General features: G+C 35.4%; 20 protein-coding genes. 16 read left to right on the top strand and 4 right to left on the bottom strand.

Translation table 11 applies throughout. The features are described 5' to 3' along the window. The first annotated feature begins 1 nt into the window (after position 1). A complete protein-coding gene (gene fumC, locus QWY91_RS06520; protein WP_290232811.1) occupies positions 2–1,399 on the top strand; it encodes a class II fumarate hydratase in 1,398 nt (465 codons plus the stop codon). Between the two features lie 152 nt (positions 1,400–1,551). Here the strand turns inward: fumC and QWY91_RS06525 are convergent, their stop codons facing one another. After that, complete coding sequence (locus QWY91_RS06525; RefSeq protein WP_290232813.1) at positions 1,552–4,746, bottom strand: cytochrome c biogenesis protein; 3,195 nt, start codon at positions 4,744–4,746, stop codon at positions 1,552–1,554. A gap of 127 nt (positions 4,747–4,873) precedes the next feature. Here QWY91_RS06525 and QWY91_RS06530 point away from each other — a divergent pair, with 127 nt between their 5' ends. From QWY91_RS06530 to QWY91_RS06570, 9 genes are all read left to right on the top strand, one after another. After that, complete coding sequence (locus tag QWY91_RS06530; protein ID WP_290232816.1) at positions 4,874–5,635, top strand: Rossmann-like and DUF2520 domain-containing protein; 762 nt, start codon at positions 4,874–4,876, stop codon at positions 5,633–5,635. After that, positions 5,619–6,131 (top strand): KdsC family phosphatase, encoded by a 513-nt coding sequence (locus QWY91_RS06535; RefSeq protein ID WP_290232818.1) that lies wholly within the window; start codon positions 5,619–5,621, stop codon positions 6,129–6,131. Before QWY91_RS06530 ends, QWY91_RS06535 begins: the two co-directional genes overlap by 17 nt. 22 nt (positions 6,132–6,153) lie before the next feature. Then, positions 6,154–7,065 carry a geranylgeranylglycerol-phosphate geranylgeranyltransferase gene (locus tag QWY91_RS06540; protein WP_290232821.1) on the top strand — a complete coding sequence of 304 codons (912 nt, stop codon included), beginning with the start codon at positions 6,154–6,156 and terminating at the stop codon, positions 7,063–7,065. Positions 7,066–7,069: 4 nt separating this feature from the next. Next, positions 7,070–7,657: a Maf-like protein gene (locus tag QWY91_RS06545; protein ID WP_290232823.1), complete on the top strand. Its 588-nt coding sequence runs from the start codon at positions 7,070–7,072 to the stop codon at positions 7,655–7,657. Positions 7,658–7,683: 26 nt separating this feature from the next. After that, positions 7,684–8,583 carry a septum formation inhibitor Maf gene (locus tag QWY91_RS06550; RefSeq protein ID WP_290232824.1) on the top strand — a complete coding sequence of 300 codons (900 nt, stop codon included), beginning with the start codon at positions 7,684–7,686 and terminating at the stop codon, positions 8,581–8,583. Position 8,584: 1 nt separating this feature from the next. After that, positions 8,585–9,124 carry a mechanosensitive ion channel domain-containing protein gene (locus QWY91_RS06555; protein ID WP_290232826.1) on the top strand — a complete coding sequence of 180 codons (540 nt, stop codon included), beginning with the start codon at positions 8,585–8,587 and terminating at the stop codon, positions 9,122–9,124. A 100-nt stretch (positions 9,125–9,224) separates the two neighbouring features. Next, complete coding sequence (locus QWY91_RS06560) at positions 9,225–11,717, top strand: PIG-L family deacetylase (protein WP_290232829.1); 2,493 nt, start codon at positions 9,225–9,227, stop codon at positions 11,715–11,717. A gap of 111 nt (positions 11,718–11,828) precedes the next feature. Continuing rightward, positions 11,829–13,523 (top strand): sodium:solute symporter family protein, encoded by a 1,695-nt coding sequence (locus tag QWY91_RS06565; protein WP_290232831.1) that lies wholly within the window; start codon positions 11,829–11,831, stop codon positions 13,521–13,523. 2 nt (positions 13,524–13,525) lie between these two features. Continuing rightward, positions 13,526–14,497, top strand: coding sequence for a Gfo/Idh/MocA family protein (locus tag QWY91_RS06570; protein WP_290232833.1), 972 nt, complete (start codon positions 13,526–13,528; stop codon positions 14,495–14,497). Between the two features lie 72 nt (positions 14,498–14,569). On the opposite strand, the gene QWY91_RS06575 is transcribed toward QWY91_RS06570, so the two are convergent. Then, positions 14,570–15,409 (bottom strand): DUF2911 domain-containing protein, encoded by an 840-nt coding sequence (locus QWY91_RS06575; protein WP_290232836.1) that lies wholly within the window; start codon positions 15,407–15,409, stop codon positions 14,570–14,572. Between the two features lie 167 nt (positions 15,410–15,576). Between QWY91_RS06575 and QWY91_RS06580 the strand changes: the two genes are divergently transcribed. From QWY91_RS06580 to QWY91_RS06590, 3 genes are read left to right on the top strand one after another with little or no spacing between them, the layout of a single operon-like run. Then, positions 15,577–16,083, top strand: coding sequence for an SRPBCC family protein (locus QWY91_RS06580; RefSeq protein WP_290232839.1), 507 nt, complete (start codon positions 15,577–15,579; stop codon positions 16,081–16,083). Positions 16,084–16,085: 2 nt separating this feature from the next. Next, positions 16,086–16,784 (top strand): SDR family NAD(P)-dependent oxidoreductase, encoded by a 699-nt coding sequence (locus tag QWY91_RS06585; protein ID WP_290232841.1) that lies wholly within the window; start codon positions 16,086–16,088, stop codon positions 16,782–16,784. Further along, positions 16,784–18,097, top strand: a complete 1,314-nt coding sequence (locus QWY91_RS06590; protein WP_290232843.1) for a cryptochrome/photolyase family protein — start codon at positions 16,784–16,786, stop codon at positions 18,095–18,097. The genes QWY91_RS06585 and QWY91_RS06590 overlap by 1 nt, the downstream gene beginning before the upstream one ends. Before the next feature lie 121 nt (positions 18,098–18,218). Here the strand turns inward: QWY91_RS06590 and kdsB are convergent, their stop codons facing one another. Both kdsB and QWY91_RS06600 read right to left on the bottom strand, forming a co-directional pair. Continuing rightward, on the bottom strand, positions 18,219–18,971 hold the full coding sequence (gene kdsB, locus QWY91_RS06595; RefSeq protein ID WP_290232845.1) for a 3-deoxy-manno-octulosonate cytidylyltransferase: 753 nt from the start codon (positions 18,969–18,971) through the stop codon (positions 18,219–18,221). A gap of 64 nt (positions 18,972–19,035) precedes the next feature. Beyond that, entirely contained in the window at positions 19,036–20,475 is a 1,440-nt protein-coding gene (locus tag QWY91_RS06600; protein ID WP_290232847.1) for an ATP-dependent DNA helicase, read from the bottom strand. A 120-nt stretch (positions 20,476–20,595) separates the two neighbouring features. On the opposite strand from QWY91_RS06600, the gene QWY91_RS06605 reads away from it, so the two are divergent. From QWY91_RS06605 to QWY91_RS06615, 3 genes are read left to right on the top strand one after another with little or no spacing between them, the layout of a single operon-like run. Beyond that, positions 20,596–21,246, top strand: a complete 651-nt coding sequence (locus QWY91_RS06605; RefSeq protein WP_290232850.1) for a hypothetical protein — start codon at positions 20,596–20,598, stop codon at positions 21,244–21,246. Continuing rightward, entirely contained in the window at positions 21,233–22,045 is an 813-nt protein-coding gene (locus QWY91_RS06610) for a DUF3822 family protein (RefSeq protein WP_290232853.1), read from the top strand. The genes QWY91_RS06605 and QWY91_RS06610 overlap by 14 nt, the downstream gene beginning before the upstream one ends. After that, a complete protein-coding gene (locus tag QWY91_RS06615) occupies positions 22,046–22,603 on the top strand; it encodes an RsmD family RNA methyltransferase (protein WP_290232855.1) in 558 nt (185 codons plus the stop codon). The last annotated feature ends 30 nt before the right edge of the window (positions 22,604–22,633 follow it).

A 22,633-nucleotide genomic window follows, 5' to 3' on the forward strand; every position in this document is an offset into this window, starting at 1 on the left:
TATGGACTATAGAATAGAAAAAGATACAATGGGGGAAGTTCAGGTTCCTTCAGACAAACTTTGGGGCGCGCAAACCGAGCGTTCTCGTAATAATTTTAAAATAGGACCTGCATCAAGTATGCCTTTAGAAATCGTTTACGGTTTTGCTTACTTAAAAAAAGCTGCAGCTTATACCAATTGTGAACTAGGCGTTCTTGCCGAAGAAAAAAGAGATCTTATTGGGAAGGTTTGTGATGAAATTTTAGAAGGAAAGCACGACGATCAATTTCCTTTAGTGATTTGGCAAACTGGTAGTGGTACGCAATCAAATATGAATGTAAATGAAGTTATTGCAAACCGCGCACATCAAATTGCTGGAAAAACTATTGGCGAAGGTGATAAAACACTTCAACCAAATGACGATGTAAACAAATCACAGTCTTCTAACGATACTTTTCCTACCGGAATGCATATTGCTGCCTATAAAAAGGTAACCGAAGTAACACTTCCTGGTGTAAAGCAACTAAGAGATACATTAAAGAAAAAATCTGAAGAATTTAGAGAAGTTGTAAAAATTGGGCGTACACATTTTATGGATGCCACTCCCCTAACCTTAGGACAGGAATTTAGTGGTTATGCTGCGCAATTAGACTACGGAATTAAAGCTTTGGAAAATACACTTCCTCATCTTGCTGAATTAGCTTTAGGAGGAACCGCAGTTGGAACAGGATTAAACACGCCTGAAGGATATGCTGAAAAAGTAGCCGATCAAATTGCTGAATTTACAGGTTTACCTTTTAAAACTGCCAGCAACAAATTTGAAGCGCTTGCGGCTCACGATGCTTTAGTAGAAACACATTCTGCTTTAAAACAACTAGCCGTTTCCCTGAATAAGATAGGAAATGATATTAGAATGATCGCCAGTGGACCACGTTGCGGAATTGGAGAAATCAATATTCCTGCTAACGAGCCAGGATCTTCTATTATGCCCGGTAAAGTTAATCCAACGCAATGTGAAGCGTTAACTATGGTTTGCGCTCAGGTGATTGGAAACGACGTTGCGATTAGCGCTGGTGGCATGCAGGGACAATTTGAATTAAATGTTTTTAAACCGGTTATGGCAGCAAACTTGTTGCAAAGTGCCGAACTAATTGGTGACTCTTGTGTTTCTTTTGATGTAAACTGTGCACAGGGAATTGAGCCAAACCATGCCAGAATTCAAGAGCATTTGAATAATTCTTTAATGTTAGTAACTGCTTTAAATACTAAGATTGGATATTATAAAGCTGCTGAGATCGCAGGTACGGCTCACGAAAATGGGACGACTCTTAAAGAAGAAGCTGTAAATCTAGGTTACCTTACTGAAGAAGAATTCGATGAATGGGTAAATCCTAAAGATATGGTGGGAAGTTTGAAATAAAAATTTAAACTAAACATCTAATAATTAAAAAGGCTGTCTTTAATTGAGACAGCCTTTTTTAATTCTATATATTGAAAAAGTTAATTCAGAATTCAATATCAAGAAACGAGCTCAAAATCAAATCTGAAATAACTCACTTCAATTTCAAGATATTAGATTCTATCTTCTTTCTTCGCTTTAATTTCCTTCTTTGCCTTTTTCTTATAATAGATGGAATATCTCCAATAAGAAATTGCTCCTAATATGGCCACAACTACTAGAGTGTAATACACGAAAGTAGGCGTTATTATTTTATCTCCGCTGGCATAAGAATGCAAACCGGTTAAGTAAAAATTCACTCCAAAATACGTCATCATGATTGAAGCATAACCCACTATAGCCATAAAATTAAAAGTCCATCTTCCTCGTAGGCCTGGTACTAATCGCATGTGAATAACAAATGCATAGATCATAATACTAATTAAAGCCCAGGTTTCTTTGGGATCCCAGCCCCAGTAGCGTCCCCAACTTTCGTTAGCCCATTGTCCTCCTAAAAAGTTTCCAATAGTTAACATTACTAAACCTACAGTAAGCGCCATTTCGTTAATTATGGTAATTTCACGAATACTCAACTCCATTCGCTTTTTATTTTCTTCCGTAGTCATAATCATTAAAAGTAAGGACACCACACCTAAAATCATTCCCAAGGTAAATGGACCATAACTACCAACGATTACTGACACGTGGATCATTAACCAGTAAGAATCTAAAACAGGAACAAGATTGGCAATCGCCGGATCCATCCAGTTCCAGTGTGCGATCATTAGAATCATTGACGCCACAAATGCTGTTGAAGCTATAGTTAGATCACTCTTTCTACCGAAAGCCAATCCAAAAAACATGGTCGCCCATCCTACATAAATCATCGACTCATAGGCATTACTCCAAGGAGCGTGACCAGAAATATACCATCTAAAACCTAAACCGGCGGTATGCAGTACGAATAAAATGATAATGGCAGTGATACAAACATTAATGACTATTCTTAAGGCCTTACGCTCTTTAAGAATTTGAGCAATTGCTACAATTAACATTATAGAACCTGCCAGCATATACATCCAAAACAGATTTCTAAAAATATCGTATTTATTATATAGAATTTCAGCTTCGACTTTCTTTTGTGAAGGCATTACTTCCTCCCCAAATTTCCGCTGATAATTTTTTATACTTTCTAAATACTTTTCAGCCTCGCTATAATCTCCAGTTTTTCTGGACATCTTTAAGGCATTGATATATAAAGGAATGATTTGTTGGGTATAAACCGAATCCATTCCTTTTAAATCTGCATCCTGAGCTTCTTTATGCGATACCCACTTATTATTTGCATCGTTAGGAATCGGAAATAACCTTAAAATATTTCCGTCTAGCGTTTGCCAAAGTAAATTAACGCGCTTATCTGCCTCAATAAAATCTTTCTGAAATTGGTTGGGAACGGGAGCACGATAGGCCTCTCCTAAATAGTCGGATAACTTATAATTCCCATCCTCGTCCATAAAATCAAGCAGACTCAAATACTTTTTATCTTCCGGTACTCCGGCGATATGACGAATACTATCGTTGTGTTTTTTTACATATATTAAAGGAATGTCGTACCACAGAAAAGGACTTTCACTCATAGAAAGAAAAACCTGATCTGAATTTAGACCTTTATAATCATCCTTCTTACTTAATTTTCTTAATAATTCTGAAGAAAAAGTGTTCGCCGGTTTCATTCGGCCACCTGCATCTTGAATAATAAGTTGACCAAATTTTGCGGCATGCTCTTTTTTCACCGCATTTGCCATGATAACTGAATCCAACTGCTGAGCGGTAGTTTCTACATGCAAATGATCATCCATTTCTTGAGCAAAACTTCCAAAAGTAGTTCCCAAAATGGCCAAAATGGTTAGAAAACTTTTCTGCTTCAATTTTACCTTATCTAGCATTACTTTTAGCTTTCCGAAGCGTGAACCTTTATCAAACAAAATCAACATCAAACCAAGATACAGTAGAAAATAGCCTATGTAAGTGATCCAGGTTCCCCAGAAATCATAATTCACAGAAAGCACAGTTCCGCTTTCATCTGGCATAAAACTAGACTGAAAAAATCTATAGCCTTGTAGGTCCAAAACATGATTCATATAAATCTCGTAAGGTCTCGGTTCCTTATTTTCTTCGATAATTTCGATCTCACTTTTAAAAGAGGAGTAACTATTCTTTGTACCCGGATATTTATCTGCAATAAAATCGTCCAATTTCAACGAAAAAGGAAGTTCCATTTCTTTAGATCCATATTTAAGGTAAATATCAAGACCAGCTAGCGAAATTTTTTCTGGCTCACTGGCGATTCCTTGTCCTCCCATTAAAAGGATACTTTCTGTTTCTCCGTTAGAAGTTACTTTCAAGTTTACCGCATCTGGTTGCTCCTTTTGTTTTTCTGGAGTAGAAACAACATCATAACTACCTTTAACAACAGGATCTGGAATTACAAATTGCATATTTCCCATACTGTAAAGCGATCTAAGCATCAGGGTTTGCGTAGAATCGGCAACTAGACTTCCCTTTTTTTGATCGGCCATTCGCATATAATCTGCTTCAAAAGGGGAATTGATCATATATTCACCATCTTCAGTTAAGCTAATATTAATAGCTCCTTCCGTAGGCTCATTAAGTGAAAATAAAACATTATGGATGCTACTTACTTCACCATCTTTTAAGTAATGATCGTGTCTTGAGCCACCACCCGCTTCTACAATCTTCAGGTAATTGTCACCATTAGGATTTTCAATTAGTTTTTCCTCTGCGCCATATATAAAATTGGTAAGCTCAAATTTTACCGGTTGCCCATTGTAATCGGTATTCAGCTCATATTCATTATCATATGCGGGAGCAAAAAGAACCGGCTCTTCTAAAACTCTTCGACGTGGTTCTCCATCAATCTCTCCGTCCAGGAAAAAGGTAAAAAATGTCTTTTCTGAAAGAAATTTATTCGTGGTCTCCCCTTCTTTGATTGGCATCATTCCCTCGTAACTAATATATCGTGTTACAAAAGCACCAATTAAAATAAGTATGAAAGAAAGGTGAAGTAAAAGCGAGGACCATTTTTCGCGTTTATGAAGATTAAAGCGCTTTATATTACCTAAGAAGTTGATAAGAAAGAAAAGCATTATACCTTCAAACCACCATCTATTGTAGATCATTAAACGCGCAGTCTCTATACTATACCAATTTTCGATAAACGTTCCCATTGCCATTGCGATAGCAAAAACAATGAACAATACTGCCATGATACGTGTGGAAAATATGACAGACACAATTTTTTTCTGCATGAAAATATAGTCTTTGAAATGGCTGCAAATTTAAGGATTTTGTATTAGTTAATAAGTCTTAAATTCAACCAATCTCAGGATACAAATGTTAATTTTGTTAGCGTTATTTTTTTAATAATTTAGCAGAATGACGAAAGTAGTACTTCTTGGAGCGGGAAATCTTGCAAGTCACCTATTTAAGGCTTTTGAAGCGAATAAATTCGTTGAAATTATCCAGGTTTTTAATCATCGTGAAGAAAAATTAAAAACCTTTAGCGCTTTGGTTGACACTACTACAGCATTTTCTGAAATAAAAGAAGCCGATTTTTATATAATTTCAGTTAAAGATGATGCTATTGCTGAAGTTGCTTCGCAATTACGAGAAAAAGAAGGAATTGTTTTACATACTTCTGGTGCGATAAATATGAGCGCCTTAGCAAATCTTAGCAATTACGGAGTCTTTTATCCACTGCAAAGCTTTTCAAAAGAAAAAGAAGTCAATTTTACTGAAATTCCTATTGGAATTGAAGCTAATACTGCGGAAAATCTTAAAAAATTAAAGACGTTTGCTGCGACGATTTCAGATTCAGTTTACGATATTTCGTCAGAACAACGCAGGATTTTGCATGTAGCTGCAGTTTTTGCGAATAACTTCAGTAATTTTATGTTTACAACGGCAGCCGAAATTTGCGAAAAACATGAAGTTCCTTTTGAAATTCTACAGCCGCTAATTCAGGAAACATTTCTTAAAATAAGAGAAGTTTCACCAAAAGATGCACAGACTGGGCCAGCCATTCGAAATGATAAACAGACCATGCAGGCACATTTGCATCATTTAAATGAAGATCAAAAAAAATTATACAAAACCATATCTGAAGCGATAACAAAAACTTATGGAAAAGAATTATAAAGAATATTTAAATCAAATAAACACTTTTGTATTTGATGTTGACGGAGTGCTTACCGATGCTTCAGTACATGTAACTACAGATGGGCAGTTGCTTAGAAGTATGAATATTAAAGATGGTTATGCTTTAAAGCAAGCCATTAAATCTGGCTATACCGTTTGTATAATTTCTGGCGGAAAAAATGAAGGTGTTCGTATACGGCTTCGAGATTTAGGAATTACTGATATCTACCTAGGAATTACCGATAAAGTGGAGCAGCTTGATGAGTTCTTTGATATCTATGATATTAAACCTGAAAATGTATTGTACATGGGTGATGATATTCCAGATATGTATCCCATGAAGTTGATTGGTTTACCTACTTGTCCCCAGGATGCTGTGCCAGAAGTTAAAGAAGTTTCTAAATATATCTCTCATAAAAAAGGTGGAAAAGGATGTGTTCGCGATGTGATTGAACAGGTAATGAAAGTGCAGGGAAAATGGATAGAAAAAGCATGATTTTGCAAAAATGTATACCTTGATGCCATATTTAAAATTGATTAGATGTGGTAATTTGCTCTTTATAGCCCTGTGCTTGCTATTGATACGTTTCGGCTTTTTTCAGCAATTTGATGCCAGCACAGCGCTTAGCAATTTGGAGTTTATATTACTCACTATTGCCGTGGTAAGCATTGCAGCTTCTGGATATGTGATCAATAATATTTTGGATTACGAAGCCGATCGCATAAACGCTCCAAAACGACTTGTAATACACGAGAAAATAAGCGAAAAAACGGCGTATAATTTATTTTTCGCTTTGAATATCATCGGAGTTGGCTTAGGTTTTTACATCGCAAATGTGATCGAAAAACCTTCTTTTTCGGCTATTTTCATATTTACTTCTGCCCTACTTTATTTTTACGCGACCTACTTAAAACACATCGCTATTGCAGGAAATCTAGTGGTAAGTCTGCTGGTAGGCCTTGTCGTTTTATTACCGGTTGTTTTTGATCTTTATCCTAAAATTAATGCTGAAAATATCGAAAATCAACGTTTCATTTTCAATATTTTGATCTACTATGCTTTGTATGCCATGCTAATCAATTTTGTGCGAGAAATTGTTAAAGATCAGCAGGATATCGATGGGGATTATAAAGTACAAAGTAATACGCTGCCCTTACTTATTGGTCAAAAGAGAACCAATGCAGCCGTATTTATCTTTTGTTTCGTACTTATTGCTTCAAGTATTATATTTTTAAGCGAAGATTTATATAATTATACTAAAGCAGTAGTTTATGCTTTAGTATTTATCATAGCTCCTATTCTGGCAATGCTAGCCGGAATTTTAAAGGCTAAAACAAAGAAAGATTATGCGAAATTTAGCCTCATTTTAAAATGCATGCTATTCTTTGGATTGTTGTCTTTAGGCTTTCAAGAATACCTAATTTCTTGATTTTATGCTGAATGAAATTTTAAAAAATAAAGAAGTTATTTTAGCCTCAGGTTCGCCTCGCAGGAAACAATTTTTTAAAGATTTACATATTCCTTTTAAAGCCGATGTTCGGCCGGTAAATGAAGTTTATCCTGAAAATTTAAAGGGCACTGAAATCACCGATTATCTGGCAAAACTTAAAGCGGAAGCTTTTAGCGATCTTACTGAAAATCAAATCTTAATCACTAGCGACACTATTGTAAGCAACGAAGGAATCGCCATGGGAAAACCTAAAGATGCTTCAGAAGCTAGGCAAATGATCGCATCACTTTCAGGAAAAACGCATAGTGTGGAAACTTCTGTTTGTTTTACAACGATTAAAAGTCAGAAGATTGTGCATTCTTCAACAAAAGTGACTTTTAAAGAGCTTTCCGCAGAAGAAATAGATTTTTATGTAACAAATTACAAACCTTTCGATAAAGCCGGCGGTTACGCAATTCAGGAATGGATTGGATTTATAGGGATCACACATATCGAAGGAAGCTATTTTAATGTGGTGGGCTTACCTACGCATTTAGTCTATGATATTCTAACCGATTTGGCATCTGCATAATTTTCTTTATTTTTAAAAGAAAATGCATGCTTAAAATCCCCAAAATCAATTATCCAGCTTTTGCCTTTCTGTGTCTTCTGTTGCTAGGTTGTAATAAAATCCCTGAACCACCACAAGAGCGCAAATTATCTTCGGAATTTAAAGAATATTGGTTTGATGGTACTGCTGAAGTTACTTCGTATCACCTAAAGCAAGCCAGATACGGTGAAATACGAGAAGGATCTGCAATGAAAATTTTTGTAAAAGAAGATTTTCTACCGGAAGAACACGTAAAAGCCGACGAAGCTTCAGAAAGAACATTCCCAATTCTAAAGTTAAATAGCACTAAGAAATTTACCACAGGAATCTATCCATATTCGATAATGGAAAGTAGTTTTTATCCTTTGCAGAAAGAAGGCCATGCGACCAAAATTTCTGCTTCGATTCAGGAGTGGTGCGGGCAGCAATTTATTCAGCTAAATAATCGCACCAATTTTGAAATTCAATTAAACTCCTATTTCGAGAACCCGGCCGATAAACATTTTAATATTCCGAAGACATTTTTAGAAAACGAAATCTGGAATCTTATCCGTGTTCATCCAAAAGAATTACCCGTTGGAGACTTAGAAATGATTCCATCTTTTGAGTTTTTGCAGTTGGATCATAGAGAAGCTAAAGCCTATAAAGTCACTGCGAAAAGATCGAAAGATGATTCGTTGGAAGTTTATACACTTCAATATCCCAAGCTCAATCGTACGCTTAAAATTTTCTTTAAAACTGAATTTCCACACGAGATCGAAAAATGGGAAGAAATTAAGCCTTCGGGCAACGGTGAAGACGCCAAAATGTTAACAACTAAAGCCCTAAAAAATAAACGCCTAAAAATTGACTATTGGAATAAGAACAGCCAGAATGATGTATCTTTGCGCGAAAAATTAGGACTGTAAAATGAAGATTCTTGAAATGCCTTATTCCTCCCAACTCATATACACAGGTTTGATGCTTGTGCTGTTGCTGGTTATAAATATTGTTTTAAAAAAAACCGCACAGCGCATCGGGAATAAAGGAGAAATTCATATTACAAGAATTCGGTTGATGTTTCGGTATATTAACATTCTTATAGTAATTCTCGCTGTTTTTTTGATGGCTGTAGTTTGGGGAATGGATCTTCGTGATCTGGCCTTAATATTCTCTTCAGTTTTTGCGGTAATAGGTGTAGCACTATTCGCTATATGGTCAATTTTGAGCAATATAACTTCAGGAATCATCATGTTTTTTAACTTCCCTTATAAAATCGGTGATAAAATTAAAATACATGATAAAGACATGCCAATAGAAGCGGTAATCGAAGATATCAAAGCATTTCATCTTCATCTACGCACCGACGATGGCGAATTAATTACTTATCCTAACAATCTAATTCTGCAAAAGGCGGTCTCTCTTATTCAAAAAGATGTGTTTTTAGATGAAGGTAAAAATGCGCTATAAGACACCAAAATATTAGATTTTCGATTAAAAACCACCAATTTCATCTCGTGGAGCGTGTAAAAATTTTATATTTGGTTTAGTTTAAAAACCAGGCATAAACATGCGCAGACTCCTACTCTTTTTCATTTTAATTATAAGTTTAAAAACATCGGCTCAGGCTCCTAAAAAGCTCAGTGCTTCAGAAATTTATGAGAAAATCGAAAAACTGAATTTTCTTGGTTCGGTTTTATATTTAGCGGCTCATCCAGATGATGAAAACACCCGACTCATCTCCTATTTCTCCAACGAAAAACATGCTAGAACTGCTTATCTTTCTTTAACGCGGGGTGATGGCGGGCAAAATCTTATTGGTTCTGAAATTAGAGAAAAACTAGGTTTAATAAGAACGCAAGAGTTACTCGCCGCACGCCGAATCGATGGCGGTCAGCAATTCTTTAGTCGCGCAAATGATTTTGGATATTCTAAAAATCCAGAGGAAACTTTAAAAACCTGGAATAAAGAGGAAGTTTTAAGTGACGTGGTATGGGTGATCAGAAATTTTAAACCCGATGTAATTATCAATCGTTTTGACCATCGCACACCAGGCAGCACACACGGTCATCATACGTCTTCTGCAATTTTAAGTGTAGAGGCTTTTGATATTACTAAAGATAAATCTGTTTATCCTGAGCAATTAGAATATACCGATGCATGGCAACCTGAACGATTATTTTTCAATACTTCTTCATGGTTTTTTAAAAATCAGGAAGCTTTTCAAAAGGCTACAAAAGACGAGAAATATCTAACTTTCGATACCGGCGTTTATTTTCCGCTAAGAGGATTGTCTAATCCAGAAATTGCTTCGTTAAGTCGTAGTCAGCATCAATCTCAAGGTTTTGGAAGTACCGGTTCTCGTGGGAGCCAGATGGAATATCTGGAACTCATCAAAGGATCCCAACCGGCTTCAAAAGAAGATATTTTTTCAGGAATAAATACCAGCTGGAGTCGCCTTGAAGGTGGAGCTAAAATTGGAGAGATTTTAATCGATGTTCAAGATAACTTTGATTTTACAGATCCTTCAGCAAGCTTAGCTGAGCTTTTAAAAGCTTACGACTTAATTCAGAATTTAAAAGATGAACACTGGAAGCAAATTAAAACTGAAGAAATAAAAGAGATTATCGAGGCATGCGCCGGACTTTATATTGAAGCGATAGCTGCTTCAGAATTTGCTTCTCCGGGCGACCAAATAAAGATCAATATTGAAGCAATCAATAGAAGTACTACCGAAGTGAAGTTGAAAAATCTCACGCTACATCCTCAAAATAAAATTGTAGAAATCGGAACTACTCTTCAAAATAATGAAGATTGGCAAAAATCTTACGAATATCAGCTTGATAAAGATCTTGAGTATACTTCGCCATATTGGTTAAACAAGGAAGGTAGCGTTGGAATGTATCGCGTTGATGACCAAAAGTTAATTGGCAATCCCGCAACTCCGCATCAAACTAGCGTAACTTTTAATATGGCAATCAATGGAACTGATATTGCTTTTAAAAAAGACATCGTTTATAAGTACAACGATAATGTAAGCGGAGAAAATTATGAGAATTTTGAGATCATTCCGGCAGTTTCGGTTGGTTTTTTAGAGGATGTCATTCTTTTTCCTAACGAGAAAAGTAAAACTATTAAGGTAAAAGTTACTGCGGAAAAAGATAATATTCAGGGAAAACTAAAACTGAATTTACCTTCAGAATGGCAAATATCACCTAAATCTGAAACGGTTAATCTTCCACAAAAAGGAATTAGTTTAACTTATTCTTTTAAAATCACTCCACCTTCAGAGCAAAGTGAAATTTGGATTAATCCCCAATTTGAAATTTCAGGAAAAATATATAAAGATGAAGTAAGCATTATAGATTATCCTCATATTCCGATTCAAACATTAGTGATTCCTGCAAAATTGAAATTAGCAAAAATAAATATTCAGAAAAAAGGAGAGAATATTGCTTATATCGCAGGTGCTGGGGATGTTGTTCCAGAAAGTTTACGCCAAATTGGTTATAATGTAAGTGTACTATCTCCTGCTGCTATAAATGCTAAAACACTTGCAAAATATGATGCCGTAGTTACCGGAATAAGAGCGTATAATATCTTAGAAGAACTTCGCTATAAAAACGCCGAATTAATGAATTATGTAAAAAATGGCGGAACATTAATTTCTCAATATAACAAGGATCGCGGCGTTACTGTAAACCAAATTGGACCATATCCATTCGAATTATCCTACGATCGCGTTACTGAGGAAGATGCAGAAGTTTCTTTTGTAAATCCAGATTCCCCCGCTTTAAATTCACCTAACAAAATAACTAAAAGCGATTTTGAAGGATGGGTGCAAGAACGCGGACTCTATTTTCCACATACCTGGAATGAGAATTACCAAACAGTCTTATCCATGCACGATAAAAACGAAGAAGCTACTCAGGGAAGTTTATTGATTGCCAAATATGGGGAAGGACATTATGTGTATACCGGCTTGAGTTTCTTTAGACAATTTCCTGCGGGAGTTGCAGGATCGTACCGCCTTTTTGCTAACTTGCTTTCTTTAGGAAAATAATGGAAGAAAAGCCAGATAAATACGAATGGAAAATGCGATATACCGCTGTCCTTATCGCGAACGCAATTTATATTATTGCGTTTTATTTTATAATGAAATCTTTCGCTTAACATGCAATTAATTGACTGGATAATTTTAATAGTTACCATTAGTTCGATTGTATGGTATGGAGTTTATAAATCTCGCGGTAGCAAAAACGTTCAGGATTATATTAAAGGTGGTAACGATGCTCAATGGTGGACCATTGGTCTTTCTGTGATGGCAACCCAAGCGAGTGCGATTACCTTTTTATCTACACCAGGCCAAGCCTTTAACGATGGGATGGGCTTTGTTCAATTTTATTTTGGTGTACCTATAGCGATCGTCATTATTTGTATTGTTTTTATTCCTATTTATCACCGCCTAAAGGTTTATACCGCTTATGAATATTTAGAAACCAGATTCGATCAAAAGACCAGAGTTTTAACTGCTCTACTATTTTTGATTCAGCGAGGATTAGCAGCGGGGTTAACCATTTTTGCTCCGGCCATAATTCTTTCTGCTGTTTTAGGTTGGGATCTTACCACGCTTAATTTATTAATAGGAATATTAGTAATTATTTATACTGTTTCTGGAGGCACCAAAGCAGTAAGTGTTACCCATAAACAACAAATGGCAGTTATTTTGACGGGGATGATTGCTACATTTTTTATCATTCTTCATTACCTGCCAGAGAATGTCACTTTTACAAAAGCATTAGAAATTGCCGGTAGTGAAGGTAAAATGAATGTTCTAGATTTTTCTTTCGATTTTAATAACCGCTACACCTTTTGGAGCGGAATTATAGGTGGTACATTTCTTTCTCTTTCTTATTTTGGTACCGATCAAAGTCAGGTGCAACGCTATCTTTCAGGAAGAAGTGTAAGAGAAAGTCAGTTAGGAATGGTTTTTAACGGAATGCTAAAAGTGCCATTACAATTTTTCATTTTGTTAGTTGGTGTGATGGTTTTTGTTTTCTATCAATTTAATGATACACCACTTAACTTTAATCCAGCAGCAACCGAAGCAGTTTTGGATTCAGATTATGCAGAACAGTATGAAGATCTGATGGTCAACCACCGGGAACTTTTGCAGGAGAAAAAAGAACTCACACTAAGTTATGCTGAACAACTCGACCAGCTTTCTGAAAGCGAGAATCAGCAATTTAAAGATCAACTTTCAGCATTAAATACCAAGGAATTTGATAACCGCGAAAAGGCCAAAACGTTTATCGATGCTGCAAAAAGCAATGCAGAGAGTAATGATAAAGATTACGTATTTATTCATTTCATCTTAAATAATTTACCACGTGGCGCTATTGGGCTTTTGCTTGCGGTAATTTTATGTGCTGCTATGTCTTCTACGGCATCAGAGCTTAATGCGTTAGCTTCGACGACAACAATGGATCTTTATCGCAGAAATATAAAGAGCGAAAAGGATGAAAATCATTATCTAAAAGCATCAAAATGGTTCACCTTATTGTGGGGAGCTTTAGCCATTTTATTTGCCAGTTTTGCCAATCTTTTTGATAATTTAATTCAGCTTGTAAATATTATCGGATCTATATTTTACGGCAATGTTCTGGGAATATTCCTTTTGGCATTTTTTATAAAATTTGTAAAAAGTAATTCCGTTTTTATTTCAGCAATAATTACACAATTAATTGTAATAGCTGTGTTTTTTTTAGATGTTCTACCCTATTTATGGCTGAATGTTCTTGGATGCTTTTTGGTGATGTCAATCGCCTTAATCATTCAAACCACAACTACAAATACTAAAACCGCATAACGATGACTAAAATAATCAACTGGGCTATTTTAGGCCCTGGAAAAATCGCTAAAAAGTTTGCTTTGGGATTAGAACATGTTCCTAACGCAAATTTGTATGCTGCAGCCAGCAGATCTCTAGACAAAGCGAAAGATTTTGCTGAAGAAATGGGTGCAGATAATGCCTACGGAAGTTATACTGAAATGCTAAATGATCCTGAAGTAGATGCGGTATATGTCGCAACTCCGCATGTTTTTCATCACGAACACACGTTGCTTTGCCTGAAACATAAAAAAGCGGTCTTATGCGAAAAACCTTTTGCCATGAATAAAGAGCAGGTAAAAGAGATGATCAATTTTGCACAAAAACAGGACACGTTTTTGATGGAAGCTATGTGGACCAACTTTTTGCCTCATTTTAAATATACTTCGGAAATCATTAAATCTGGTAAATACGGAAAAGTGCTTTCTATGGAAGCCGACTTCGGGTTTAATGCTCCATTTGATCCTGAAAGCAGAATTTATAACAAATCTTTGGGTGGTGGCAGTTTATTAGACATCGGGATTTATCCAATATTTGCTGCGCTGAGCTTTTTAGGAAAACCTAAAAAGATTGAAGCTACTGCTGAAATGACTAAAACTGAAGTAGATGCCAGATGCCATGCTACTTTCACTTATCCTGAAAACGTAAAAGCTGAACTTTATAGCTTTGTTGATAAAGAAACCGATGTTGCCGCAACCATAAAGCTGGAAAAAGCTGAAATTTATATAACACCCAGGTTTCACAATCCAAGTTCGGTAGTAATTACAACACCTACCGATAGCTTTACCAAAGAGTTTGGGGTAACTGCTAACGGATACAACTTTGAAGCTGAACACGTGGGAGAAATGCTTCGAGAAAACCGAAAAGAAAGCACCGATATGACTTTCGCTAAAAGTTTAGAGCTTATCGAAACTTTAGACCAAGTTAGAGAGAAAATTGGTTTAGAATATTGATAAAATCAGTAAGCAAAATAAAAAAGCTGTTCGGGAGAACAGCTTTTTTTATTTTAAGATATTTTAATGGAACTATTTTGCGCCCCACTCTTTTAGAGAATCTTTATTCATTTTTACGTAATCTTTATTTCCAGTCTTTTCTGCAGCTGCTAAAGATTTTTTAGCTGCTTCTATTGCTTTATCCTTTTTGCCCATATCAGCAGCGATTAGAGATTTTTTTCTCTGCATCCAATATGCATCCGGATTAGCCTCAGTAGCTTTGGTAATCCAATCCCAAGCTTTGTTCAAATCTTTACCAGCATCATGATAATATGCGGCCGCTGCATAGTAATCTGCTGCGCCTGGGCCGTTCATCACTTTATCGATACTAGCCATCGTTTTTTCATCAGTAGGAACTGTGAACTTTATATAAGCTACTGTATTTTCCCATAAGAAATTTAGATTAGCACCGTCGGTAGTAATCTCATCGATTAAAATGGTAAAGCTTTGCATTTCCATTGGAATTTTAACAACCTCAGCTTTAACTTTTAACGCCACCATATTATCGTCCCAATTTTGAGGATTTCCCCAATTATTGGTCGATTTGTAAAACATCACGTCCCAGCTATCTTTATTTGGGATCGTGTAAATAGCGTATTTCCCGGCTTTCAGCATTTTTCCATCAATCTTTGCATCGTCAGAAAAACTGATTACCGTATTTTCATTTGCTCCTGTTCTCCAGATTTCTCCAAAAGGCACAAGATCTCCGAAAATTGTTCTTCCGCGCATCGCAGGACGAGAATAATCTAAAGTTACAGTACTTAAACCTACCATCTGCTCCACTTTAGCCGAAGGACTTGGCTGTGGTGCTTTTATTTGTGCAGATACCGTAATACCCAAACAAAGAATAAATAATTGTAGTAATTTTTTCATTATCGCGTAATTTAATTTGTTTAAAGATACTTACAATTTCAATTTTACGAATTCAGAATCTCAGTTTCAAGAACAAAATGAAATCATTTACAATTTGTTTAACTTTAATCATTTTCAATTAAACATTTCTAATTGTAGTTTTATTCCAACGAAAAAACTGCTAAGAAATGTACCAGATTCACACCTTTCAAAAATTACCTATTTCTAAACAAAAAGCCTGGGAATTTTTATCTGATCCTAAAAATCTAAAAGTAATTACGCCAGATTATATGGGCTTTGATATTACTTCTGGTGGAGATCGTCCTATGTTCGAAGGTCAGATTATTCAATACATTGTCACTCCAATTGCGGGTATAAAAACAAAATGGGTTACAGAAATTACTCATGTTAAAGAGGGAGAGTATTTTGTTGATGAACAACGTTTTGGACCTTACGCACTATGGCATCATAAGCACTTTATTAAAGAAATAGAAGGTGGTGTAGAAATGGAAGACATTGTGGATTATAAACTACCAATGGGCAAATTGGGCAATTTAGCGCATCCTTTTATGGTTAAACCCAAGCTCAACGAAATATTCGAGTATCGTAAAAAAAGACTGAATGAACTCTTTGGAGAATACAAAGAACCTACCTCAGGTAAAGAGGCTACTTTGAAACAAGATATATTAGATTAAGCATGAAAAAAAATATACTATTAGTTGGAGGTTCAACAGGAATTGGATACGAAATTGCAAAAAAGCTACATGAAAGTAACAATGTATATGTTGCTTCCAGAAATAAGGGAGATTTAGAAGATCTGGACATTACACATTTAAAATTCGATGTTTTAGAAGATGATATTTCTACACTCGATTTACCAGATCAAATTGACGGTTTGGTTTATTGCCCCGGAAGCATAAATTTGAAACCTTTCAAAATGCTCAAACCAAAAGATTTTGAGGAAGAAATGCAATTAAATTTCTTCGGATTAATCAAAGTTGTAAATGCATTGATCCCCAAATTGAAAGAAGCAGATAAAGCGAGTCTTGTTTTCTTTAGCAAGGTTGCGGTAAAAGTAGGCATGCCATTTCATACTAGTGTGGCTGCGGCGAAAGGAGCTATCGAGGGATTTGCAAAATCTCTAGCGGCAGAATATGCACCTAACCTAAGAGTGAACGTAATTGCGCCTTCTTTAACCGACACCCCTCTAGCCCAAAAACTATTAAATAACGATAAGAAAAAAGAAAAGATGAGCGAAAGACACCCGCTTAAAAGAGTTGGAACTACGAACGATATCGCGAGCATAGCTGCATTTTTATTAAGCGATGACAGTAGCTGGATGACTGGACAGATAATTGGAGTTGACGGCGGACTTTCAACGCTAAACATTTCATAATGGGTAAAGAAAGAGTAAATATATTTTGGTTTAGAAGAGATTTACGATTGGATGATAATGTAGGATTTTTAGAAGCTTTAAAAAGCGAAAATCCCGTCTTACCTATTTTTATATTTGATTCTGAAATTTTAGATAGCTTACCAGAAGATGACGCCCGAGTTACTTTTATTTTTGAAACGCTTCAGAAAATGCGAAGTGAACTTCAGGATAATTACAATTCTTCTATAGCCATGCTTCATGGAAAACCTTCAGAAATATTTAATCAACTTCTGAAGGATTATGAAATTGAAAAAGTCTTTACGAATCGCGATTACGAGCCCTACGCAAAAGATCGAGATGAAGAAATTCAGCAATTATTAGAGGAAAATGAAGTAGATTTTGAAACTTTCAAAGATCAGGTAATTTTTGAAAAGAGTGAGGTGGTAAAAGGCGATGGCGATCCATATGTAGTCTACACGCCCTATATGAGAACCTGGATGCAGCATTTTAAAGAGATGGATCTTAAAATTCATTACACTAGTCAATATCTGGACAATTTGATTCAGAATTCAAGATTACCAAATTTAAGTCTGAGTGATATCGGATTCAAAAAATCTTCCCTAAAAGTACCAGATTACGACACTACACCAACGCAAATTCAAAAATACGAGGACACCCGAAACATCCCTTCTAAAGAAGGAACCAGTCGCTTAGGCGCTCATCTTCGATTTGGAACTGTAAGCGTAAGAAAAATGGTAAAAACTGCGAATAATGAAAAAAACAAAACCTTTTTACAGGAATTAGTTTGGCGAGAATTTTTTATGCAGGTGTTATATCACAATCCATCGACAGTTACCGATGCTTTTAAAAAGAAGTACGATAAAATTAACTGGAGAAATAACGAAGATGAATTTGAAAAATGGAAAGCCGGTAAAACGGGATATCCTTTAGTTGATGCAGGCATGCGACAACTAAACAAATCGGGGTTTATGCATAATCGTGTTAGAATGCTAGTGGGTAGTTTTCTTTGTAAACACCTTCTTATTGATTGGCGCTGGGGTGAAGCCTATTTTGCTGAAAAGTTATTGGATTACGAGATGTCGTCTAATGTAGGAAACTGGCAATGGGTTGCAGGAAGTGGTGTAGATGCCGTTCCTTATTTCAGAATATTTAATCCTACTACGCAAATTGAAAAATTTGATAAAGACAAAAAATATATTAAAGAATGGGTGGAAGAATTTGGAACCGATGATTATCCCGAAAAAATGGTTGATCATAAAGAAGCTAGAGAGCGTGCGCTTTCAACTTATAAAGAAGCAGTTAGTAATAGTTAGTTGTTAGTTGTTAGTTAGAATTCAATAATTGCTAAATTAAAAGGGCAACTTTTATAAAAGTTGCCCTTTTTTATTGATTCCTTCAACTAAATAATTTTCTATGAAAGAAACATCTTTTTTACTAGAGATTTTCATTCTTTAAATAATCTCTGGCTCGGTCTAAATCTTCAGGAGTATCTATACCTATTGTCTGCATTTCGGTTTCCACCATTTTTATATTCTTACCGTACTCTAAGTAGCGAATACACTCTATTTTTTCAGCATTTTCTAACTGTAACATCGGTAAATTATAGAAATCTAATAAAGCCTGTTTTCGAAAAGCATAAATACCGATATGCTTAAAGTACATTACTTTTGCTTCCGTATTTCTAGGATAAGGAATTGGAAATCTTGAAAAATACAATGCATATCCGTTATGATCGGTAATAACTTTCACATTGTTAGGATTCGTAATATCATCGCTATTTTCTAATCCAACCTTTAGAGATGCCAGATCTATACTTGCCGCATCATCATCAGCAAAAACATTCAGAAGGCGTATTAAACTATCTTTATCTATAAAAGGTTCATCTCCCTGTACATTTACAACAATGTCCACGTCTATATCATGAACAGCTTCGGCTAAACGATCACTACCACAATCATGCTCTTCTTTGCTTTTAATTACTTTCCCACCAAAAGCTGTCGCTGTTTCGAAAATCTTATCACTATCGGTAACAATATAAACATCGTCAAAAAGCCCTGTTTTCTTAGCAGCTTCGTATGTTCTTTGGATCACCGGCTTTCCGTTTAGATCTTCCATTAATTTCCCCGGAAATCTTGAAGCATCATAACGTGCCGGAATCATGGCGATTATCTTAAGTCTTTCTTTCATCAAAAATTTTGATTATTTTTTATAAAATTAAGGTTTTAATTGAGCTGCAGCTGTTTAAATTTCGTTAATCCTGCTCTACAAAAAAATCATCTTTAAAACCTATTAAATATAGTTTATCTGTTGCACGCGTTACTGCAGTGTACAACCATCGCAAATACTCTTTCCCTACTCCATTTGGTAGATAAGGCTGTTCTATAAAAACGGTATTCCATTGCCCACCCTGACTTTTGTGACAGGTAATAGCGTAAGAAAATTTGATCTGCAGCGCATTGAAATATTTATTGTTTTTTACCTTCAGAAACTTCTTATATTTAGAGGTTTCATCTTCATAATCCTTCATCACCTCTTGGTAAAGTTGATTCGATTCTTCGTAAGTAAGTGAAGGTGTATTACTGGTTAATGTATCTAACATTACAACGGTTTCAAAAGGTCTCATTTTAGGATAATCAACCATTTGCACGGATACTTCAGCAAAACGAAATCCATAAAGCTCTTTGATTGCAAAAATCTCTAAAACTTTTACAATATCACCATTAGCGATAAATCCTGCTTCTGAAGTTGGTTTTACCCAGAAGTAATTATTCTTAACAACCATCAAATAATCACCCGCTGAAATTTCCTCTTCCTGAAACATAATTCGGGATCTAATTTGCTGATTATATAGATTCGCTCGTTTATTAGATCGAACAATGATGCTACATTCCTCATTACCTAAAGTATGATAAGCATCCTGAATGGCTTCCATAATTTCGTAACCATCTACCAGGCGTATTACATCTGCCTTAGGACCTAATTCAAATTTGAAACTTTCGTAAAATTCTTCCCGTATCGCTTCTCTAATGAGTGTTGCATTATGGAGAATATCGCTTTCTTCGCTTTGGCGTACGACCTCATCCAACTCGATATGTCCTACATCTTTAAAAAATCCGGTGCGCAGCTGATCCTGATCTAAAGCCGGACTCATTTCCATCTTTACTGGCGGTAACTGCGCGGTATCTCCAATAAAAACAATCTGACAATTTTGACCACTATAAACATATTCCATAAGGTCGTCTAGCAAAGAACCATTATCAAAATTTTTAGAATCTCCCGGCTGGTCTGCAATCATGGAAGCTTCATCTACAATGAAAATCGTATTTTTATGCTTGTTAGGTTGCAAAACAAACTGAACTCCACTTCCACCCGTTTTCTTAGGAAAATAAATCTTCTTGTGAATAGTAAAAGCTTCTCGTTTCGAATAATTGGCTATTACCTTCGCTGCGCGTCCTGTTGGTGCCATCAAGACACCTGATTTCTTTATTTTCCACAGATTTTTAACAAAAGAACTAATAATCGTGGTCTTTCCAGTTCCTGCAAATCCTTTTAATAAAAAAAGATCTTCATTAGTTCCATCTACAGCAAATTTAGAAAGTTGCTGTAACGCAATATCCTGTTTTGCACGCGGTTGAAATCCTAAATCATTAATTAAAATTTTGTAGAATGCTGAAACATTCGGTTTTTCCATAGCTGAATCTTCAAAAAACCAAAGATAATCATGGATTTTTAGGCAAGAAACTTTTACGAATAAAAAAAAATTGTAGATTTGTCGTATAACTCTAATAACTTAAACAAATTTCTTAAAAGCATGAGACTTGTAATTCAATTACTATTATGGGCGGTTATAGCTTTTCTGGCATGGTTAACTTTCGATGCTGTGTACCGACCAATTCAATTCAACAAGGTTAAAGAACAACGTTACCCTAAAGTAATTGAACACCTTAAAGACATAAGATCTGCTGAGCTTGCTCATAAAGAAATCGTTGGTGGTTTCGAAGATGATTTCAACAATTTAGTTCAGTTTATTGATACTGCTGAATTTGCTATTACTCAACGTAGAGATACTACAGTTTTAGATGAAGAATATAAAGCTGCTTATGGTGTAGATGAATATATCGAGAAAGTACTTATTGATACTTTAGGTTTCGTACCTGTAAAAGACTCTTTATATAAAGGAAGTCGTGATCGTTACACTAAAATGATCAATATTCCAATTGAAGGTGCTGATGGTAAAATTGAATTAGAGGCAGGATCGATTACAAAAGGGGGTAACAAAATACCTGTTTTTGAAGCGAGAGTTGCTAAAAGTGTTATTCTTTTCGATCAGGATAAGCAATTAATCCTTCAGGAAAATGAAGCACAATCTGTAGAAGAAGTAAATGGCCGTTATATCAAGGTAGGTTCTATGGAAGAAGTTAGTACTACCGGAAACTGGCCACAAACATATGGTGACCAATAATCAACAAAATACTTTATTAAAACTGTCCATTCAGGTTAGCCTGAATGGACTTTCTTTTTGTATCCTAAATACAAATACGAATACCATTGTTTATTATCACAAACGAATCTTCGATAAGGAAGTGGATCCTGTAAATCTTCTTCAGAAAATAGAAGAAGAATACAATACACAGCCACAGCTTAAAACTCCTGTTTCCGAGGTGAAATTATGCTTTTGCAACACCTTATTTACTTTGGTGCCTAAAAAATGGTTTCAGGAAAATGCAGCTGCTTCATACCTAAAATTCAACACCAAAATTCTTAAAACCGATTTTGTAGCAGTAGACGAAATTGAGAGCAAGCAGATTGTAAATATCTATATCCCTTATACCAATATTCTAAACTACTTTTTCGAAAAGTACGGGGAGTTTGAATATTCACACCACCTCTCTATCCTACTCGATAAATTCCTTTCTTTCGAAGATCATAAAGGCATAAAAGTTTACGCTCATAATCGCAATAAACAGCTTGATTTATTTGCAGTTGAAGATGGGGTTTTATTATTATGCAATAGTTTCAATTATACGAGCAAAGAAGATTATTTGTATTATCTTCTTTTTGTAGCAGAGCAACTAAACTTAGACCCTAAAAAATTCAGTTTGAATTTGAGTGGAGAAATCCACAAAGAGGACGAAATTTACAAATTACTTCAGGATTACATTCAGCATATACAATTTTTATCTTCAGAAATAACATACGAAATAGAAGAAGGCTGGAATATCAACAAATCTGAAGAATACATACTTTTAAATACACTTTAAATGCGCATCATTTCAGGAAGTACTAAAGGAAGAAGAATTATAGCGCCAAAGAAATTGCCGGTACGTCCCACAACAGATATGGCAAAAGAGGGATTATTTAATATCCTGAACAATCATTATCACTTTAGTGCTTTGCGCGTGCTGGATCTATTTTCTGGGACTGGTAACATATCTTACGAATTTGCTTCAAGAGGTGCCGAACAAATTACGGCTATAGATGGTAATTTTGAATGTGTTAAATTCATAAAGAAAACAGCTACCGAATTAAATTATCCAATCACTGCTATTAAAAGTGATGCTTTTAAGTATTTAGAAAGAGTTCCTGTGACCGCCGATGTAATATTTGCCGATCCTCCTTATAATTTTACTACGGAAGATTTTTTAAAAATTGCCGAACTAGTTTTTGAAAAAGAACTACTTACCGAAGGCGGAATGCTAATCATTGAATCGAGTAAACATACCGATTTATCAACTGGCCCAAATTTTGTAGAGAAAAGAGGATATGGTGGCTCTGTATTTTCATTTTTTCAACTATCTGGTGAAGAGGAATCGAAGTAAGATATCCTATATTTCACACTATTTATTTAT

The organism is Zunongwangia endophytica (assembly GCF_030409505.1).
Lineage (GTDB): Bacteria > Bacteroidota > Bacteroidia > Flavobacteriales > Flavobacteriaceae > Zunongwangia > Zunongwangia endophytica.

Bases quoted from the DNA above. Each gene is read 5' to 3' on its own strand.
- fumC (WP_290232811.1), top strand. From the start codon at position 2: ATGGACTATAGAATAGAAAAAGATACAATGGGGGAAGTTCAGGTTCCT.
- QWY91_RS06525 (WP_290232813.1), bottom strand. From the start codon at position 4,746: ATGCAGAAAAAAATTGTGTCTGTCATATTTTCCACACGTATCATGGCA.
- QWY91_RS06530 (WP_290232816.1), top strand. From the start codon at position 4,874: ATGACGAAAGTAGTACTTCTTGGAGCGGGAAATCTTGCAAGTCACCTA.
- QWY91_RS06535 (WP_290232818.1), top strand. From the start codon at position 5,619: ATGGAAAAGAATTATAAAGAATATTTAAATCAAATAAACACTTTTGTA.
- QWY91_RS06540 (WP_290232821.1), top strand. From the start codon at position 6,154: ATGCCATATTTAAAATTGATTAGATGTGGTAATTTGCTCTTTATAGCC.
- QWY91_RS06545 (WP_290232823.1), top strand. From the start codon at position 7,070: ATGCTGAATGAAATTTTAAAAAATAAAGAAGTTATTTTAGCCTCAGGT.
- QWY91_RS06550 (WP_290232824.1), top strand. From the start codon at position 7,684: ATGCTTAAAATCCCCAAAATCAATTATCCAGCTTTTGCCTTTCTGTGT.
- QWY91_RS06555 (WP_290232826.1), top strand. From the start codon at position 8,585: ATGAAGATTCTTGAAATGCCTTATTCCTCCCAACTCATATACACAGGT.
- QWY91_RS06560 (WP_290232829.1), top strand. From the start codon at position 9,225: ATGCGCAGACTCCTACTCTTTTTCATTTTAATTATAAGTTTAAAAACA.
- QWY91_RS06565 (WP_290232831.1), top strand. From the start codon at position 11,829: ATGCAATTAATTGACTGGATAATTTTAATAGTTACCATTAGTTCGATT.
- QWY91_RS06570 (WP_290232833.1), top strand. From the start codon at position 13,526: ATGACTAAAATAATCAACTGGGCTATTTTAGGCCCTGGAAAAATCGCT.
- QWY91_RS06575 (WP_290232836.1), bottom strand. From the start codon at position 15,409: ATGAAAAAATTACTACAATTATTTATTCTTTGTTTGGGTATTACGGTA.
- QWY91_RS06580 (WP_290232839.1), top strand. From the start codon at position 15,577: ATGTACCAGATTCACACCTTTCAAAAATTACCTATTTCTAAACAAAAA.
- QWY91_RS06585 (WP_290232841.1), top strand. From the start codon at position 16,086: ATGAAAAAAAATATACTATTAGTTGGAGGTTCAACAGGAATTGGATAC.
- QWY91_RS06590 (WP_290232843.1), top strand. From the start codon at position 16,784: ATGGGTAAAGAAAGAGTAAATATATTTTGGTTTAGAAGAGATTTACGA.
- kdsB (WP_290232845.1), bottom strand. From the start codon at position 18,971: ATGAAAGAAAGACTTAAGATAATCGCCATGATTCCGGCACGTTATGAT.
- QWY91_RS06600 (WP_290232847.1), bottom strand. From the start codon at position 20,475: ATGGAAAAACCGAATGTTTCAGCATTCTACAAAATTTTAATTAATGAT.
- QWY91_RS06605 (WP_290232850.1), top strand. From the start codon at position 20,596: ATGAGACTTGTAATTCAATTACTATTATGGGCGGTTATAGCTTTTCTG.
- QWY91_RS06610 (WP_290232853.1), top strand. From the start codon at position 21,233: ATGGTGACCAATAATCAACAAAATACTTTATTAAAACTGTCCATTCAG.
- QWY91_RS06615 (WP_290232855.1), top strand. From the start codon at position 22,046: ATGCGCATCATTTCAGGAAGTACTAAAGGAAGAAGAATTATAGCGCCA.